Here is a 17,694-nt window from a genome sequence, read left to right on the forward strand (position 1 = left end):
ATCTGCTGCATGATTGTGTTGCAGAATGAATAAACAGTATCCGTAAGGGTATATGTAAGCCACGTTTTGTGGGCAGAATTTAAGGAGGAAAAACCCTTGGCTGGAAGAGAATATCCATTAGAGAGAACCAGAAACATTGGTATCATGGCTCATATTGATGCAGGTAAAACCACATTAACAGAGCGTATTCTTTACTATACCGGTGTTAACTATAAGATTGGTGATACCCATGAAGGAACTGCTACCATGGACTGGATGGAACAGGAGCAGGAAAGAGGTATCACAATTACTTCAGCCGCTACAACATGTCACTGGACTTTGGAAGAAAACTGTAAACCAAAGCCGGGTGCATTAGAGCACCGTATCAATATCATTGATACACCGGGACACGTTGACTTTACTGTTGAAGTAGAGCGTTCACTTCGTGTATTAGACGGCGCCGTTGGTGTCTTCTGTGCAAAAGGTGGAGTAGAACCTCAGTCAGAAAATGTATGGCGTCAGGCTGACACATACAATGTACCTAGAATGGCATTCATTAACAAAATGGATATCTTAGGTGCAAACTTCTACGGAGCTGTTGAGCAGATCCGTACAAGATTAGGAAAGAACGCTATCGTTCTTCAGCTTCCAATCGGAAAAGAAGATGATTTCAAAGGAATCATTGACTTATTCGAAATGAAAGCATATATCTACAATGATGATAAGGGCGAAGATATTTCTATCGTAGATATTCCAGACGATATGAAAGATGACGCTGAATTATATCATACAGAATTGATTGAAAAAGTCTGCGAATTAGATGATGATTTAATGATGCAGTACTTAGAAGGTGAAGAACCTTCTGTTGAAGATATGAAGAAAGCATTAAGAAAAGGAACCTGTGAGTGTACAGCCGTTCCAGTATGCTGTGGTTCTGCATATCGTAACAAAGGTGTTCAGAAGTTGTTAGATGCAATTCTTGAGTATATGCCGGCTCCGACAGATATCCCTGCTATTAAGGGCGTTGACTTAGACGGTAACGAAGTAGAAAGACATTCATCAGATGATGAACCTTTCTCAGCTCTTGCATTTAAGATCATGGCTGACCCATTCGTAGGAAAATTAGCATACTTCCGTGTATATTCCGGTAGCATGAAATCAGGTTCTTACGTATTAAACGCAACAAAAGATAAGAAGGAACGTGTAGGACGTATCCTTCAGATGCACGCTAATAAGAGAGCTGAATTAGATGTTGTATATTCTGGAGATATCGCAGCAGCAGTTGGATTCAAATTTACAACTACTGGTGATACAATCTGTGATGAGCAGCATCCGGTTATCTTAGAGTCCATGGAATTCCCAGAACCGGTTATCGAGCTTGCTATTGAGCCGAAGACAAAAGCTGGACAGGGTAAGATGGGTGAAGCTCTTGCAAAACTTGCAGAAGAAGATCCTACTTTCCGTGCTCATACAGATCAGGAAACTGGTCAGACAATCATCGCTGGTATGGGTGAGCTTCATCTGGAGATCATCGTTGACCGTCTGCTTCGTGAATTCAAAGTAGAAGCTAACGTAGGTGCTCCACAGGTTGCTTACAAAGAAACCTTTACAAAACCTGTTGATCAGGAATACAAATATGCAAAACAGTCTGGTGGACGTGGACAGTACGGACACTGTAAAGTTCGTTTTGAGCCGATGGATGCCAACGGAGAAGAATTATTCAAATTTGACTCTGAAGTTGTTGGTGGTGCAATTCCTAAGGAATACATCCCGGCAGTTGGCGAAGGTATCGAAGAAGCAACAAAGGCTGGTATGCTTGGTGGATTCCCTGTAGTTGGTATCCATGCAACAGTATATGATGGTTCTTACCATGAAGTCGATTCATCTGAAATGGCATTCCACATTGCCGGATCTATGGCATTCAAGGAAGCTATGAAGAAGGCAGCTCCAGTATTACTTGAGCCGATCATGAAAGTCGAAGTAACTATGCCGGAAGAATACATGGGAGATGTTATCGGTGATATCAACTCTCGTCGTGGACGTATCGAAGGTATGGATGACCTTGGCGGCGGTAAGATTGTACGTGCATTCGTACCACTTGCTGAGATGTTTGGTTACTCAACAGACTTACGTTCTAAGACTCAGGGACGTGGTAACTACTCCATGTTCTTCGAGAAATACGAGCCAGTACCAAAGAATGTTCAGGAAAAAGTACTTGCTAGTAAAGAAAAATAAATAAATGGCTTGAAAAACTCGGCAATCTTAGATATAATCAGAGATAGCCGAGTGTAAGTCAGTGATATAAAAATTGGAACAAATATCCGCCCACTCAGGGCATCAAATTAAGGAGGACGTTTTAAAATGGCAAAGGCTAAATTTGAAAGAACAAAACCACATTGTAATATCGGAACCATCGGTCACGTAGACCATGGTAAAACAACTTTAACAGCAGCTATCACAAAAGTATTATCTGAAAGAGTTGCTGGTAACGAAGCTACAGATTTCGAGAACATCGACAAAGCTCCGGAAGAAAGAGAAAGAGGTATCACAATCTCTACAGCTCACGTTGAGTACGAAACAGAGAAAAGACATTACGCACACGTTGACTGCCCAGGACATGCTGACTACGTTAAGAACATGATCACTGGTGCTGCTCAGATGGACGGAGCTATCCTTGTTGTAGCTGCTACAGACGGTGTTATGGCTCAGACAAAAGAGCATATCTTATTATCCCGTCAGGTAGGTGTACCTTACATCGTTGTTTTCTTAAACAAATGCGATATGGTAGACGATCCAGAGTTAATCGAATTAGTAGAGATGGAAGTTACAGAGCAGTTAGAGGAATATGGATTCAATGACTGCCCAATCATTAAAGGTTCTGCATTAAAAGCTCTTGAAGATCCAATGGGAGAATGGGGCGACAAGATTATGGAATTAATGGATACAGTAGATGAGTATATTCCAGATCCAGAACGTGATACAGACAAACCTTTCTTAATGCCAGTTGAAGACGTATTCACAATCACAGGACGTGGTACAGTTGCTACTGGTAGAGTAGAAAGAGGAACATTACACTTAAATGACGAACTTGAAATCTTAGGTGTTAAAGAAGACGTTCAGAAAACAGTTGTAACTGGTATCGAAATGTTCCGTAAGATGTTAGACGAAGCTCAGGCTGGTGATAACATCGGTGCATTACTTCGTGGTATTAACCGTGACCAGATCGTTCGTGGACAGGTTCTTGCTAAACCGGGAACAGTTACATGTCATCACAAATTTACAGCTCAGGTTTACGTTTTAACAAAAGACGAAGGTGGACGTCATACACCTTTCTTCAACAACTATCGTCCACAGTTCTACTTCAGAACAACAGACGTAACAGGTGTTTGTGAATTACCAGCAGGAACAGAAATGTGTATGCCTGGTGATAACGTAGAAATGACAATCGAACTGATTCATCCAGTAGCTATGGAGCAGGGTCTTACATTCGCTATTCGTGAAGGTGGACGTACTGTAGGATCAGGACGTGTTGCTACAATCATCGAGTAATACAATCTGAATATAGATTTGTTATCGTAAGATAACGTTGTGTCCAAACGTAAGATACCCGTAGAACTTCGGTTCTACGGGTTTTTCTGTTGCCTGGAAATATAGAAAAGAGTGAGAAATAATAACGAACAGTATAGAAAAACGGTTGCCGGGAGAGAGTCCTGACAACCGTTTGTGATAACAGAATGATAACAAAATTCTGAAAGTTGATTGACAAATTTGAAATCAATGCTATACTACCACTATAATTAAGTTAGCAATAGGTTCTGGTTCGATTCCAGATATCGCCACCATATTAGGAATTCTTTTGAGTTCTATGATTTCGGGAATAGTATATGACATCGAAAAGTGCATTTACAAGAAAGGAATTGATATTATGAAAAAAGAAATCTTATTAGTAGGTCTGGGTATTTGCGGCGATATGGTGTAATGGTAGCATGGAATAATAAGCAATTCTCCCAGACCACCAAAAATAAAGAGCTCTTCGTGAGCTCTTTTTCTTATGCACAAAATTAAGTCAGATCATATGTCTTGATGTCATTGCCTTCAGTGCCCTTCTTAACGATAGTATGGCAACCTATCGTAGTACCCATAGCACGCAGTTTCCATTCTTCCTGGGTAGCGTTGAGTTTATCCAGTTCTTCCTGTCTTTTATCTTCATTTTCGATAGCTAATATTTCAGCTTTTTCCTTTTCATAGACATTTTTAAACTGACACCATTTACTGAAAAAGTCCTGCATTGTAGGATTGTCGAAAGTCAGTGAAATCTTCTGATCAGGTGTCTCAGCAAGTGAGAGGTTCACTGAATCATCAATAGAAAACAACAGAGAGAGTACATCTCCGACTGTTTCAATATTAAAATCCAGAAAAACACTTACATTTAATCCCAGTGCAGTTGCAATCTTTTCTAACTGATCCGGTTTCGGATTCCGGATTCCCAGTTCATATTTTCTGATTGTTCCTACGTTAATGCCGGACAGCTCGGCTAACTGTATCTGACTGTATCCTCTAAATTCCCGGAATGCCCGGATTTTTTTGCCAACCATAATGCTGCCTCCTTAATAATATTTGTGCTTCTATTCTAGCACAAAAGTGAATGATACAAAAGAGTGAGATTTAACAAATTGCCGATACGCAAGCAATAGGTATGGAATGGAAAAAATAAATTCGCAAATGTTTATTGACAAATTCACAAAAGTGAATTATTATAAGAAAACAAAGAAAGAGTCACAAAAGTGACTGGAAAGGAGGACGCTATGAGAACTAATTATATGATGACTGTTGATGATGTCATGGAAGAATTAGGTGTGAAACGTAGTAAAGCATATTCTATTCTGAAGCAGCTCAATGATGAACTGGCAAAGGAAGGATATGTAGCAGTTCGTGGAAAGATTCCACGTCCCTACTGGGAAACAAAATTTTATGGATGCTCTCAGAGAGCAGTATGAAGGAGGTTTTAAGATGTCAGCTTACAAAGACAAAACACAGGGAACCTGGTATGTGAGCTTCCGCTATATTGACTGGACAGGTAAGAAAACGCAGAAGCTGAAAAGAGGGTTCAAGACAAAGAAAGAAGCATTGAATTATGAAAAGGAATTCATAAGAAAGACTGCAGCGGATATGAAAATGGAGATGAACAGTTTTATTCAAGTCTATTTTGAAGATAAAAAGAATGAACTGAAAGAAAATTCAATCCGTAATAAGCAGCACATGATGAACAAGCACATTGTTCCATATTTTGGAACAAGAAAAATGAATGAAATTACACCAGCAGAGATTATCCAGTGGCAGAATGCCATTCAGGAAAAAGGATACAGCAAGACTTATGAGCGTATGATTCAGAATCAGTTAAATGCACTGTTTAATCATGCACAGAAAATTTACAATCTGAAGGAAAATCCATGTAAGAAAGTAAAAAAGATGGGGAAATCGGATGCAAATAAGCTGGAGTTCTGGACGAAAGCAGAATATGACAGATTTATCGCCGGGATTGAGCCGGGGAGTGAAGATTATCTGATATTTGAAATTCTGTTCTGGACAGGAATTAGGGAAGGAGAGCTTCTAGCATTGAGTCTTTCGGATTTTGATATGAGTGGAAATCTCCTGCATATCAATAAGACCTATAACCGGATCAAGAAAAGAGATGTGATTGATACTCCAAAAACAGAAAATTCAGTCCGGACTATTGATATTCCCAATTTTCTTAAGGAAGAGGTACAGGAGTATGCAAAGAAGCATTATGGATTTCCGGAAGATCAGCGGTTGTTCCCGATTGTGGCGAGAACACTGCAGAAACGTCTTAAGAAATATGAAGCACTGACCGGTGTAAAACCAATCAGAGTGCACGATATCCGTCACAGCCATGTGGCATATCTGATCTACCAGGGCGTAGAACCACTGATTATCAAGGAAAGGCTGGGGCACAAAGACATTCAGATGACATTGAACACTTATGGGCATCTGTACCCGTCACAGCAGAAAAAAGTTGCTGAGATGCTGGACAATAAACGTTAATACGGAGGAAAAGAAGCAAATGAAAACAAAGAAAGTAGTCGGAAAAATATTTGATGCAATTAACTACAGTAAGAAGCTGAAAATAAGTTCCATTTTACCGGATCAGGATTCAGATTATGTGATTCTTCTTGAATTAGAGGACGGAAGCAAATTTGAAATCATTATTATTCCTACAAGGAGATTTGTGTAAGGAGCAAAAGCTATGACTACTGACAGACAAAAAGAAAAAGCCCAGATAAAATATCTGAGCAAGTTCTCTGATAATCAGATTCACTGATATACCATCTTGGCAGATTAAGTATATCACGAATTGAAAGATACAACAATTCCCGAATATCTGTTCATCGGAGACTTGCTCGGAGGGGCAGGAGGTAGAAGTGACATTATTTGAACAGGTAAAAGAATGTGTGACAGCCAGACAGGCTGCGGAGCATTATGGGATTAAAGTAAAAAGAAATGGAATGGCGTGTTGTCCGTTTCATAAAGACCGACACCCAAGTATGAAGGCAGATAAAATATATCACTGCTTTGCATGTGGAGTGGGCGGTGATGCGATAGATTTTACAGCAAGGTTATTTGGAATATCACAGTATGAAGCCGCGAAAAAGATGATAGAAGATTTTGGACTGGATATAAAAATCGAAGACAGAAACAAATACAAAAGGATGCACCAAAGCAGGAATACTTTGATATCAAAGAAACCTAAAGTTGTGATGATCAGAGAAAAACTGGAGCAGTGGTTGAAACATGCAACAGACGTGCTGATAAGATATCTGAAATGGATTCAGTTCTGGAAAGAGTTTTACAGACCAGAACCGGAAGAAGAATGGCACGAGTTATTTACGGAGGCATTGGCAAATGAAAGAAAGATAAATGACTATCTGGACGTGCTGATGTTTGGAACGGGAGAAGAAATTGTAGAATTTTTCAAGATGAAGAGAAGGGAGGTTGAAAAAATTGAAGAAAGAATTAACGAATATCAGCGAGAAGTCCTTAATGGAATTAGAAGATATTGTGAACGAGGAGATGCTTACAACAGAAGATGTCAATGATATGTTGGAGCATACGGATAAAGGAAGAACAAAGCAGACAATCAGAAATTGTGTAACCGTATTACAAAAAGATCCAGTGCTGAAAAAAGCGATTAAACGAAATGAGCTTTCTGGAAGAATGGACATTGTGAAAGAGGTGCCCTGGGAACGGAGAAATAACAGTCCTACGGTTACAGATACTGATGAAAATAATTTGAAGATGTATCTGGAAGAAAATTATGAACTGACAAGCGAGCGTGTGATCAAAGCGGGAGTAGATATTGTTTCCAATGAAAATAAATATCACCCAATCAGAGATTATCTGGAGAGCCTGGTTTGGGACGGAATTCCAAGAATAGAAAATATGCTTCCGCATTTCCTGGGAGCAGAAAAGAGCAACTACACAGTCGGAGTAATGAAAATGCACATGGTGGCAGCGATTTCGAGAATTTATGAACCGGGAATAAAATATGACATTATGCTGTGTCTGGTTGGAAGTCAGGGAGCCGGAAAGTCTACATTTTTCAAATATCTGGCGATAAAAGAAGAATGGTTCAGTGATAATCTGGATCATCTGGATGATGAAAACATTTACAGAAAACTGCAGAACCACTGGATTATTGAAATGGGAGAAATGAAGGCAACTGTCACAGCAAAGAATATTGAACAGATAAAATCGTTTCTGAGCAGACAGAAAGAAACCTACAAGGTACCTTATGAAGTTCACCCGGAAGACAGACCGAGACAGTGTGTATTTTGCGGTACTTCAAATGATCTGAATTTTCTTCCTCTGGACAGAACCGGAAACAGACGATTTGCTCCGGTGATGACAGATATGTTGAAAGCAGAAGTTCATATTCTGGACAATGAGGCAGAGAGCAAAGCCTATATCGAACAGGCTTGGGCAGAGGCAATGGTACTGTATCGACAGGGAAATGTGTTCTTAGGATTTACAAAGGAAATTGAGGAAGAGGCAAAGCGTCTGCAGAAAGAATTTATGCCGGAAGATACCAATGCCGGAATCATACAGGCATTTCTTGATGACTACGATGACGATTATGTATGTACAAGAATTCTGTTCGATGAAGCGCTACATCGAACCGGAGAAATGAAACAGTGGGAAGGTAAAGAGATTGCTAATATTATGAACAATGCGATTGTAGGCTGGAAACCACATGGTACACACCGATTCGGAAAGGAATATGGAATACAGCGGTCATGGAAACGGATGGAAGATTCGGTGAAGAAAGATAAAGACGGATTTATAGAAGTACCGGAACAGTTGGAAATACCGTTTGAGTAAAGATTATTGTAAACGATGTAAACGGAACTTGAAGAAAAAACTTAAAACGTTAACTTTTAAAATCTTTTGAACTCCGTTTACAAATTCCGTTTACAGACTGGAAAGGAGCAGAAAATGATGAAACAGGGAAGATTAGGATACAACAGTAGTAATGGAAGATATGGATTATTATCATCAGACTTATGGATTGATACAGGATTTCACTGTGGAGAAGGACTGGAAGTGCTGGTAGGTGATGAATGGGTACAGACCAGAATGGAGATGAATCTGGCAAGAGAATGGTATCTGGTGGGGACACCTTACTGCGGAGATATGGAATATGTGCAGGCGAGAATATCGGGATAAATTGCCCCCGGCAGGGCGCAAGGGGACTTTTGATGGACGGTACGGCTGTCGAAAGTGCTTTTGCGTTACTTTTGACAAAAGTAACAAAACCGCCGTATCCGGCAAAAGTTTCTTAAATATTGCCATGTCTGGCGTAAATAAAAATTATGTGCCATATCTGGCACTCAAACAGAAAAGAGGTGAGAAAATTTATGATGAAACGAACAATCAGTGGCATGATCGGAGCCGGTTCACTGGCTCATAACAGACGGGATTTTGTAGCAGAAAATGTAGATCCGGACAGAGTACAACTGAACATTTGTTATAAGAATGAGAATCTGAAGGAAGTTTATAAAGAGCTGTTTGACGATGCGGTTGAGAGATACAATGTCGGGAAAAGAAAGAACCGGCAAATTGCAAATTATTATGAAAAAATCCGACAGGGCAAACAGGAGAAGCTGTTTCATGAAGTGATATTCCAGATAGGAAATCGTGAGGATATGGCGGTGGGAACGTCAGAAGGAAATCTGGCTGTAAAGGTACTGGACGAATATGTGAAAGACTTCCAGAAGCGGAATCCGACACTTCGGGTATTTAGCTGCTATCTGCATCAGGATGAAGCTACTCCACATCTGCATATTGACTTTGTACCTTATGTGACCAACTGGAAGGGAAAAGGAATGGATACCAGAGTTTCACTGAAACAGGCATTGAAAAGTCTTGGGTTTCAAGGTGGAAATAAGCATGATACAGAACTGAATCAGTGGATAAATCATGAAAAAGAAGTGCTGGCAGAAATTGCAATGCAGCATGGAATTGAATGGGAGCAGAAAGGTACACATGAAGAGCATCTGGATGTTTACAATTTCAAAAAGAAAGAGCGTAAGAAGGAAGTGCAGGAACTGGAACAGGAAAAAGAAAATCTGACAGCAGAGAATGAAGGTCTGACTTCTCAGATTGCGGACGCAAGGGCAGATATTAAGCTTCTGGAAGAAGAAAAAATTCAGTTCCAGAAAGATAAAGAAACAGCGGAAAGACGTGCTGAGAAAGCAGAAACAGAATTGAAAAAACTGGAAGACAGAAGAGAATTTCTGCAACCGGTGATGGATAATGTCAGTAAGGAAATAAAAGAATATGGAATGGTCAAAACATTTTTACCGGAAGCTACAGCATTGGAACGTGCGGTAACTTACCGGGAAAAGAAAATCAAACCACTGTTTATTGAAATGAAAAACAAAATCGGTGCGATGGCTGCACAGGTGAAAGAACTCACAAGAGAAAGAGATAGTTGGAAAAGTAAGTTTCAGAAGAAAAGGCAAGAGCATGAAAAAACAAAAAAGAAACTGGCAGAAGTTCAGAAAGATTATCAGAAATTGTCTGGTGAGAAAGAAATACTGCAGGGAATTGCAGACAGATATAACCGACTTTTACGCATGTTGGGGAAAGATATGGTAGAAAGACTGGTGCAGGACGATATCCGGATGCAGGCGGAACTTGAAGCGAAAAAGCAGAAAGCGCAGATGCCGAAAAAAATAAGTGATCGTATACCGTGGGCGAAAGAACGAAGTGAAGAACACAATGCACAAATTAAGAAGAATAAAGCAAAGTACAGAGGAATGGAGTTGTAAGAATATGAAGAAACAAATTTATGATGAAAAGAACGGACTGAGTTACACATTGCATGGAGATTATTATCTGCCGGATCTGGAAATCAATGAGGAAGAACCCACATATGGGAAATATGGAATAATGCGAAAACAGTTTTTGAAGGAACATAGGAGTGCCAGGTATCAGTATCTGGTACTGACCGGGAAACTGACGGAGCATTTGAATCAGGTCGATAAAGAGGTCAGAGAAAAGGTTGAAAAGCTAGTAGAGCAGATGGCTGAACAGTGGGGCGTGACGGAAGAACTGAAGATGCAGGATCAGATGGAATGGGTGAGGAGGATGAATAATATCAAAGCAACTGCTGAAGAAATAGTATATAAAAATATAATCTTTATGTAGGAGAGAGGCTGTCTGCAGGCGTTGTGGACAGCCTACTGTATAGGCGGTTATTCTTCGGATATATCATAGTCAGTGGCTGTATCAGAAAATTTTGTATCCCAAATGGCTTCTTCAATGGCTTGTAAACACTCATCTGTATGTTTGGAAATGTCTTGCCCCCAGAAGTGAAGAACAGTATAGCCTAGGAATAGAAGTTTTTTATCATTTTCATAATCACGATTACGATTTCGCTCGATTTTTTTGATCCAAAAGTCTGGATTTTTCCCTTTTTCAAGCCGAAGCTTGAGAATTTCCCAATCCTTTCCGTGAAAAAATTCACTATCGCAAAAAATAGCAATTTTATATTTGGTAAGAACAATGTCAGGAGAACCAGGGAGAGCTTTATAATTTTTACGATAGCGATAACCTTTGTGCCATAGAGCTTTTCGGAGCAATAGTTCTATGGAAGTATCTTTACTGTGAATCTTACGCATATTGTTTGAAACGGTAGCGGAATCACGCGACATATAGGTACCTTCTTTCTGCCCGAACTGATGAGAATATATTATCAAAAAACAGGAGAAATAGCAAACGGGTTAAGAAACATATAAGAGGAAATCTAACGATATGGTGAGAAAATTGCTTGTTGCTAATTGTAGTATATGATAAAATATGAGTTGTACTATTTTTGATTTTGGAGGAATTTTAATGGCGATTTGTTATGACAAATTATGGAAATTACTGATAGATAAAAAAATGAACCGCACAGAATTGAAGGAAGCGTCAGGAATAAGTTTTAATGTGTTAGCTCGATTAGGAAAGAATGAGCCAGTTTCATTTGAATCAATAGAAAAAATATGTTTTACATTAAATTGCAAGATAGAAGATGTTGTAGAGATACAAAAAGAAGAACCAAAACAAATCGATAGTGATGCATTTACAACCATAGAATTGTTTGCGGGAGCTGGCGGTTTGGCTTTAGGGATAGAAAAAGCTGGATTTGAACCATTGGGACTAATAGAGTTTGATAAAGATGCTGCAGAATCTTTAAAGATCAATAGGTCGAACTGGAGAGTTATTCATGATGATATAGCTAATATATCTTGTTTGGATTTGGAAGAGTATTTTGGCATAAAAAAAGGAGATCTGGATTTATTATCGGGAGGGGCACCGTGTCAGGCTTTTTCATATGCTGGAAAAAGATTAGGACTCGAAGATGCGAGAGGAACACTTTTTTATCACTATGCAACTTTTTTACAGAAATTACAGCCAAAGATGTTTTTATTTGAAAATGTGCGAGGCTTGCTGACTCATGATAAAGGAAGAACATATGCAACGATAACAAATATTTTTGAACAGGCGGGATATACCATTCAGAAAAAAGTTTTAAATGCGTGGGATTTTGGTGTGCCACAGAAGAGAGAGAGACTAATCACTGTTGGAATTAGAAATGATTTAGTGGGAAAAGTTTCATTCTCATTTCCAAAAGAACATGATTATAAGCCTGTTTTGAGAGATGTTTTATTGGATTGTCCAGAAGGGCCAGGAGTACCATATGGAGAAAATAAAAGAAAAATATTTGAATTAGTTCCACCTGGAGGATATTGGAGAGATATTGATCCAGAGATTGCAAAAGCATATATGAAAAGCTGTTGGGATATGGAAGGCGGAAGAACAGGAATTCTTAGGAGAATGAGTCTGGATGAACCATCATTGACGGTATTGACTTCACCGTCTCAGAAGCAAACAGAAAGATGTCATCCATTGGAAGCAAGACCGTTTACAGTACGTGAGAATGCAAGATGTCAAACATTTCCGGATGAATGGCAGTTTTGTGGAAGTGTTCAATCTCAGTATAAACAGGTTGGAAATGCTGTTCCTGTCAACTTAGCATATGAAATTGGGTTGGAGATACATAAATCATTAGAGGGGGTAAAATAAATGGCGTGGAATTTAGATTTTATATCAGAAGAAGATTTTAAGAAGCATGTGCGTGCAACGATTATGAAATATGGAGAAAAGCTAGAATCGTATGATTTGAAGCGATTCAACAGTAATCTGATTGATCCAATCAAGCTGATTTTTGATAAATCGGTATATCGTACAAGCTGGGAGGAAATTGTAAATAATGAAATTTTCCGGCAGAGAGATAAGTCTAATAATAATGATATAGGATATTTTCATCAAAATATTTTTTCGTATTTCAAAGGTTGCGAAGTCCCACAGGCAGGGTGGGATGTTATTTACAGAAATCCAGATGGAATACAAATGCCAGACGGAGATATTGTACATACAATATATGTGGAAATGAAAAACAAACACAATACTATGAATTCTGCATCTTCCGCAAAAACATATATAAAAATGCAAGGACAGATTCTGGAGGACGATGATTGTGCGTGTCTGTTGGTTGAAGCAATTGCAAAGAAATCACAGAATATAAAATGGTCAACAAAAGTGGATGGGAAAAATGTACAGCATAGATTGATTCGCCGTGTAAGCATGGATCAGTTTTATGCAATTCTTACTGGTGAAGAAGATGCATTTTATAAGATGTGTATGGCGTTGCCAGAGGTGATTAATTCTGTTGTAAATGAAGAAGGCGGTGTAGAAGTACCACACGATACGGTTATTGATGAATTGAGAAAAGTGGCATCATTGTATGGTGATGAAAACGACGAGCTGTCTATGGCAATGGCTGTATATATGCTTGGATTCAATACGTATATGGGATTTGGTGACAAAATCCGTGGAGAATTAGGAGAAGATAAAGATGGAATGCTGAAACGGATTTATGAATATGTGAAACGGTTAAAATAGAATTGAAAAATGAAAATAGATAATTACGAAGGAAAAAATATGGACAAAGAAATTGATACTATAAAAAATATGAAAGAAAATGGTGCATTTAAGAAGTATATTGAGTACATAGTATTCCCTTATTATAAGAATTTAGTTCCAGGAACAAAAATTAATCTGGAATTTCCAATAACAATATTGGTAGGGAAGAATGGATCAGGAAAAAGTTCAACTTTACATGCTTTATATGGTGCGCCTTATTGGAAAACATGTGCAGATTTTTGGTTTTCTACAGAAGTAGATCCTATAGAAGAAACTGGTGGAGAGGGAAAAAATAGATTTTTCTATGGCTATCGGGAAGATAAACAATCAGAAATAAAAGAAGTAATGAAAACTCGAATGAGAAGAGGATCTAAAACAAAAGAAGAAGATCCCGATTATTGGGAAACCTCAAAACCAATAAAAAAGGATGGGATGACTGCACAGACAAGAAATGATCCTGTAAAGAAAGAAGTTGTATATTTAGACTTTAGAGCAGAAGTAAGTGCATTTGATAAAATATTCCATTTTGCCAAAGGAGACATTTCGGGTAAAAAGGATTTGCTAAGAAAACGTTCGAAGTATTTGAATAGACTGTTTAATGGAGAAGCAATGCGTTTCCCAGGGGCTCCAGATGAAAAAGTAGGTGTTGTTAAAGAACTCAATGATGAAATGAAAAAGAAAATCAGTTCTATTCTGGGTAAAGAGTATGTGAGTATTAAAGTTGCTGAACATTCATTGTTTAAAAATCCAGGTACATCAATTTATGTAAAAACAAAACTATCATCAAGATATTCGGAAGCTAATGCTGGAAGTGGAGAAGTTGCTGTAATTCAGTTGGTAAAAAAGATTGAAGAAGCGCAAGAATATAGTTTGATTCTTTTGGATGAGCCAGAAGTCTCAATTCATCCGGGAGCACAGGAAAAACTCAAAGAGTATTTACTAGAAGTAACAAAGAGAAAAAAATTACAGGTAGTTATATCTTCGCATTCGCCTATATTGATTAGAGATATGCCATCAGAAGCGATTAAATTGTATATTACAAATTCGCAGGGAAGATTTGAAGTGAAAGAAAATGTTGATTACAGAGAAGCATTTTATGATTTGGAAGATTGTGTATCTGATAAGAAAATAATATTTTGTGAAGATTTTGCAGCAAAAAATATTGTAGAGCAAGTATTGAAAAGAATGGATAAAACTCAATATTTTGATGTGGAATTTAATCCGGGTGGTGAAAAAACATTACTTACAAAATATTTGCCAACATTTGTTACACATGATTTCTTTAAAGAAAGAGTATTTTTGGTATTAGATGGTGATATGCAAACGGATTACGTTTATAATGCAGAGGAATTGACTGTGAAACAAGAAAAAGATGTTTCATATATGAAAGAATGTGTGAAAAAAGCATACGGAGTGGATATTCAAGCATATGTTGATGGTGGAAATGGTGGAAAGCGAGAAGATCAGGAGATTGCTGCATATAAAGAGTATCTTAAATATTATACAGATAGTGTATTTTACTTGCCAAGTAAATCTATACCAGAAAAAATTTTACTGGAATCTCAATATGTAAAGCAGCAATATCCAAGTATAGTGAACGAAAAAGTAGATATTACGAATGACAATGCGAAAAAGATATTTGCGACCATTTCAGAAGCAGATTATGGAAACGAAGAGCATATAAATGATCTTATACAAAAGCTGGCATATAAATGGAGCATGGAAGATAGCTCAAATAAGAAAAGGGTGGAAGAAATTGTAAATGAAATATATAAGAAATAAGTATAGAGGTGGTAACATTTATGAAATTCAAAGCGATTGATCTGTTTTGCGGAGCGGGTGGACTATCGACAGGATTGAAGAAAAGTGGATTCAGATTATGCTTGGGTGTAGATATTGATGAAAAAGCTTTGAAAACATATAAATGTAATTTGAAACGCACTAAAGTATTGAAAGAAGATATAAAAAAAGTTACTGGAGAAAAAATAACTGAATTAACTGGAATAAATAGGCGTGATAACTTTTTACTTGCGGGTTGTCCGCCATGTCAGGGTTTTTCAAGTTTAGGAAAAAGAGATGCCAATGATGAAAAGAATGAATTAGTATATGAATATATTAGAATAATAAATGAATTGGAACCTTCCTTTATTTTAATGGAGAATGTTCCAGGAATGTCTACTGGGGTTGGTAAAGAAATATTTAAAAATGTAGTAAAAGAACTAGAAGAAAATTATCATGTTGAGTATGCCACGTTAAATGCTGCGGATTTTGGTGTGCCACAAATACGAAAACGATTGGTGTTGCATGGAATACGTAATGATGTATATGATAATTTAGGATTAGATAAAGAAAAACAAAAAATATTACCGAAGCCGACTCATTCTAAAGAAAAAAAGAAAGGGTATAGAAAATGGGTAACTGTTCGAAAAGCGATATTTGATTTGCCAATACTAGGGGCTGGGGAAAGTTATGATGATAGTATAATAAAAAATCATAAAGCACGTAGTTTATCGGAAACAAATATTGAACGGTTGCAAGAAATCCGACTTCATGGAGGAAATCGTGAAATGATTTCGGAAGAATTACAACTTGAATGTCATAAAAAGGAAAATGTATCGTACACAGACACATATGGAATTATAGATCCAGACAAGCCAGCACCTACAATTACTTCTGGCTGCACAATTATTTCAAAAGGGCGTTATTGTCACCCAACACAAAATAGAGGATTGTCTATACGTGAAGCAGCAAGATTACAATCTTTTGATGATAAATTTGAATTTCAGGGAAACATGGGCGAAATGAGTTTGCAAATAGGAAATGCGGTTCCTCCTAAATTAGCACAGGCAAGCGGAAAGGTTATTATAAATTATATGGGATTATATGAGGATTATTTGGAAGCCCAGGCCAAGGGAGTGATAACACCATGATAACAAAATCCCCAAAAACCACACGGACACAACGGAAAATCTGGATTTTCCCACACAAATTACACGAAAAATCACCATTTGTACACCGCAATACACCGGTCTGATATCGTGAAGGTGGACGTACTGTAGGATCAGGACGTGTTGCTACAATCATCGAGTAATCGAAAATAGCTTAAAATCAAGGGCTTCCGTTATTGGAAGTCCTTTTTTGATACTAATTTGGTACTAATAATTCCCAATCCATAGCCGCCACAATAAATATTATGCTAAAATACAATAAAACCCCTACAGCAATGAACGAACCACAGAAAGGACCACCATGCAGATTATAGACATAACAAACTTAAATATTCCGGAACTCACAATCTACACAGAACTTTCCGAGAAGCAGCTTGCAACGATTTACGAACCAAAACAGGGATTGTTTATCGCTGAGAGCCCAAAGGTGATTGAAAGAGCATTAGATGGCGGATATGAAGCAGTATCTTTTTTGGCAGAGAGAGGTCAGCTTACACAGGCAGAGGGAATTTTCAAGCGTATGGGAGATATTCCGGTCTATGTTGCAGAAGACGAAGTGTTATCGAAACTTACGGGCTATCATCTGACAAGAGGACTCTGGTGCGCAATGCGCCGAAAAACGCTGCCGACAGTGGAAGAAGTCTGTCAGGGAGCAAAACGTATAGCAATCTTAGAAGAAGTGGTCAACCCGACAAATGTAGGGGCATTGTTCCGATGTGCAGCGGCACTTGGCATGGATGCAGTGATCCTGACAGGTGGTTGCAGTGATCCTCTTTACCGGCGTGCAAGCCGTGTCAGTATGGGAACCGTATTTCAGATACCATGGATGGTGTTGCCAAAGGATGATGGGATATGGCCTAGACAGACAATTTACGAATTAGAGCAACTGGGATTTAAGACTGTTGCAATGGCATTAAAAGAAGACAGCGTAGGCATCGATGATCCACAGTTAAATAGTGAAAAGAAACTGGCAGTCATACTAGGCACAGAGGGCGATGGACTTTCATCTGATACGATCGCAGACTGTGATTATACAGTTATGATCCCGATGTCACATGGAGTAGATTCACTCAATGTTGCGGCAGCCGGAGCAGTCACTTTTTGGCAGCTTGGAAATCATAGGGCAGATTAGGGTGAGCAGATTAATATAAAAGGAGTTGTCACTTGAACGATAAAAAATCGTTACTTAGTGCAACAACTCCTTTTTGTATACATCGAA

General features: G+C 38.3%; 17 protein-coding genes. 15 read left to right on the plus strand and 2 right to left on the minus strand.

From position 1 onward, the window contains the following. Positions 1-96 precede the first annotated feature (96 nt). On the plus strand, positions 97-2,214 hold the full coding sequence (gene fusA, locus H8S17_RS00355; protein ID WP_186865764.1) for an elongation factor G: 2,118 nt from the start codon (positions 97-99) through the stop codon (positions 2,212-2,214). A gap of 126 nt (positions 2,215-2,340) precedes the next feature. After that, positions 2,341-3,528 carry an elongation factor Tu gene (tuf, locus tag H8S17_RS00360; protein WP_186865765.1) on the plus strand — a complete coding sequence of 396 codons (1,188 nt, stop codon included), beginning with the start codon at positions 2,341-2,343 and terminating at the stop codon, positions 3,526-3,528. Between the two features lie 512 nt (positions 3,529-4,040). Here the strand turns inward: tuf and H8S17_RS00365 are convergent. Further along, positions 4,041-4,574: a helix-turn-helix domain-containing protein gene (locus tag H8S17_RS00365; RefSeq protein ID WP_186865766.1), complete on the minus strand. Its 534-nt coding sequence runs from the start codon at positions 4,572-4,574 to the stop codon at positions 4,041-4,043. 210 nt (positions 4,575-4,784) lie between these two features. On the opposite strand from H8S17_RS00365, the gene H8S17_RS00370 reads away from it, so the two are divergent. From H8S17_RS00370 to H8S17_RS00405, 8 genes are all read left to right on the plus strand, one after another. Continuing rightward, on the plus strand, positions 4,785-4,976 hold the full coding sequence (locus tag H8S17_RS00370) for a helix-turn-helix domain-containing protein (RefSeq protein ID WP_009243123.1): 192 nt from the start codon (positions 4,785-4,787) through the stop codon (positions 4,974-4,976). A gap of 13 nt (positions 4,977-4,989) precedes the next feature. Continuing rightward, positions 4,990-6,042, plus strand: coding sequence for a site-specific integrase (locus tag H8S17_RS00375; protein WP_008705153.1), 1,053 nt, complete (start codon positions 4,990-4,992; stop codon positions 6,040-6,042). A gap of 19 nt (positions 6,043-6,061) precedes the next feature. Beyond that, positions 6,062-6,232 (plus strand): hypothetical protein, encoded by a 171-nt coding sequence (locus H8S17_RS00380; protein WP_173821400.1) that lies wholly within the window; start codon positions 6,062-6,064, stop codon positions 6,230-6,232. 187 nt (positions 6,233-6,419) lie between these two features. Then, positions 6,420-7,094, plus strand: a complete 675-nt coding sequence (locus H8S17_RS00385; RefSeq protein WP_173898731.1) for a CHC2 zinc finger domain-containing protein — start codon at positions 6,420-6,422, stop codon at positions 7,092-7,094. Then, positions 7,039-8,376, plus strand: coding sequence for a virulence-associated E family protein (locus H8S17_RS00390; protein ID WP_186866176.1), 1,338 nt, complete (start codon positions 7,039-7,041; stop codon positions 8,374-8,376). Before H8S17_RS00385 ends, H8S17_RS00390 begins: the two co-directional genes overlap by 56 nt. A 117-nt stretch (positions 8,377-8,493) precedes the next feature. Continuing rightward, positions 8,494-8,721 carry a DUF5348 domain-containing protein gene (locus tag H8S17_RS00395; RefSeq protein ID WP_071143603.1) on the plus strand — a complete coding sequence of 76 codons (228 nt, stop codon included), beginning with the start codon at positions 8,494-8,496 and terminating at the stop codon, positions 8,719-8,721. 191 nt (positions 8,722-8,912) lie between these two features. Then, the gene (locus H8S17_RS00400) at positions 8,913-10,328 is read left to right on the plus strand and encodes a plasmid recombination protein (RefSeq protein WP_279287786.1); all 1,416 of its coding nucleotides are present in this window, start codon (positions 8,913-8,915) and stop codon (positions 10,326-10,328) included. Positions 10,329-10,332: 4 nt separating this feature from the next. Continuing rightward, positions 10,333-10,707: a TnpV protein gene (locus tag H8S17_RS00405; protein ID WP_071143605.1), complete on the plus strand. Its 375-nt coding sequence runs from the start codon at positions 10,333-10,335 to the stop codon at positions 10,705-10,707. A gap of 47 nt (positions 10,708-10,754) precedes the next feature. Here the strand turns inward: H8S17_RS00405 and H8S17_RS00410 are convergent, their stop codons facing one another. Then, positions 10,755-11,213 carry a very short patch repair endonuclease gene (locus tag H8S17_RS00410; RefSeq protein ID WP_009461558.1) on the minus strand — a complete coding sequence of 153 codons (459 nt, stop codon included), beginning with the start codon at positions 11,211-11,213 and terminating at the stop codon, positions 10,755-10,757. A gap of 181 nt (positions 11,214-11,394) precedes the next feature. On the opposite strand from H8S17_RS00410, the gene dcm reads away from it, so the two are divergent. From dcm to H8S17_RS00435, 5 genes are all read left to right on the plus strand, one after another. Beyond that, positions 11,395-12,627: a DNA (cytosine-5-)-methyltransferase gene (gene dcm / locus H8S17_RS00415; RefSeq protein ID WP_186865767.1), complete on the plus strand. Its 1,233-nt coding sequence runs from the start codon at positions 11,395-11,397 to the stop codon at positions 12,625-12,627. Next, positions 12,628-13,506 (plus strand): Eco47II family restriction endonuclease, encoded by an 879-nt coding sequence (locus H8S17_RS00420; RefSeq protein ID WP_009461554.1) that lies wholly within the window; start codon positions 12,628-12,630, stop codon positions 13,504-13,506. It begins immediately after the preceding gene. A gap of 39 nt (positions 13,507-13,545) precedes the next feature. Continuing rightward, positions 13,546-15,309, plus strand: a complete 1,764-nt coding sequence (locus H8S17_RS00425; protein ID WP_071143607.1) for an ATP-dependent nuclease — start codon at positions 13,546-13,548, stop codon at positions 15,307-15,309. A 20-nt stretch (positions 15,310-15,329) separates the two neighbouring features. After that, positions 15,330-16,457, plus strand: coding sequence for a DNA cytosine methyltransferase (locus H8S17_RS00430; RefSeq protein WP_071143608.1), 1,128 nt, complete (start codon positions 15,330-15,332; stop codon positions 16,455-16,457). A gap of 319 nt (positions 16,458-16,776) precedes the next feature. Then, positions 16,777-17,607, plus strand: coding sequence for a TrmH family RNA methyltransferase (locus H8S17_RS00435; protein WP_186865768.1), 831 nt, complete (start codon positions 16,777-16,779; stop codon positions 17,605-17,607). Positions 17,608-17,694 lie beyond the last annotated feature (87 nt).

Origin of the sequence: Roseburia zhanii (assembly GCF_014287635.1) — a bacterium.
Taxonomy (GTDB): Bacteria; Bacillota; Clostridia; order Lachnospirales; family Lachnospiraceae; genus Roseburia_B; species Roseburia_B zhanii.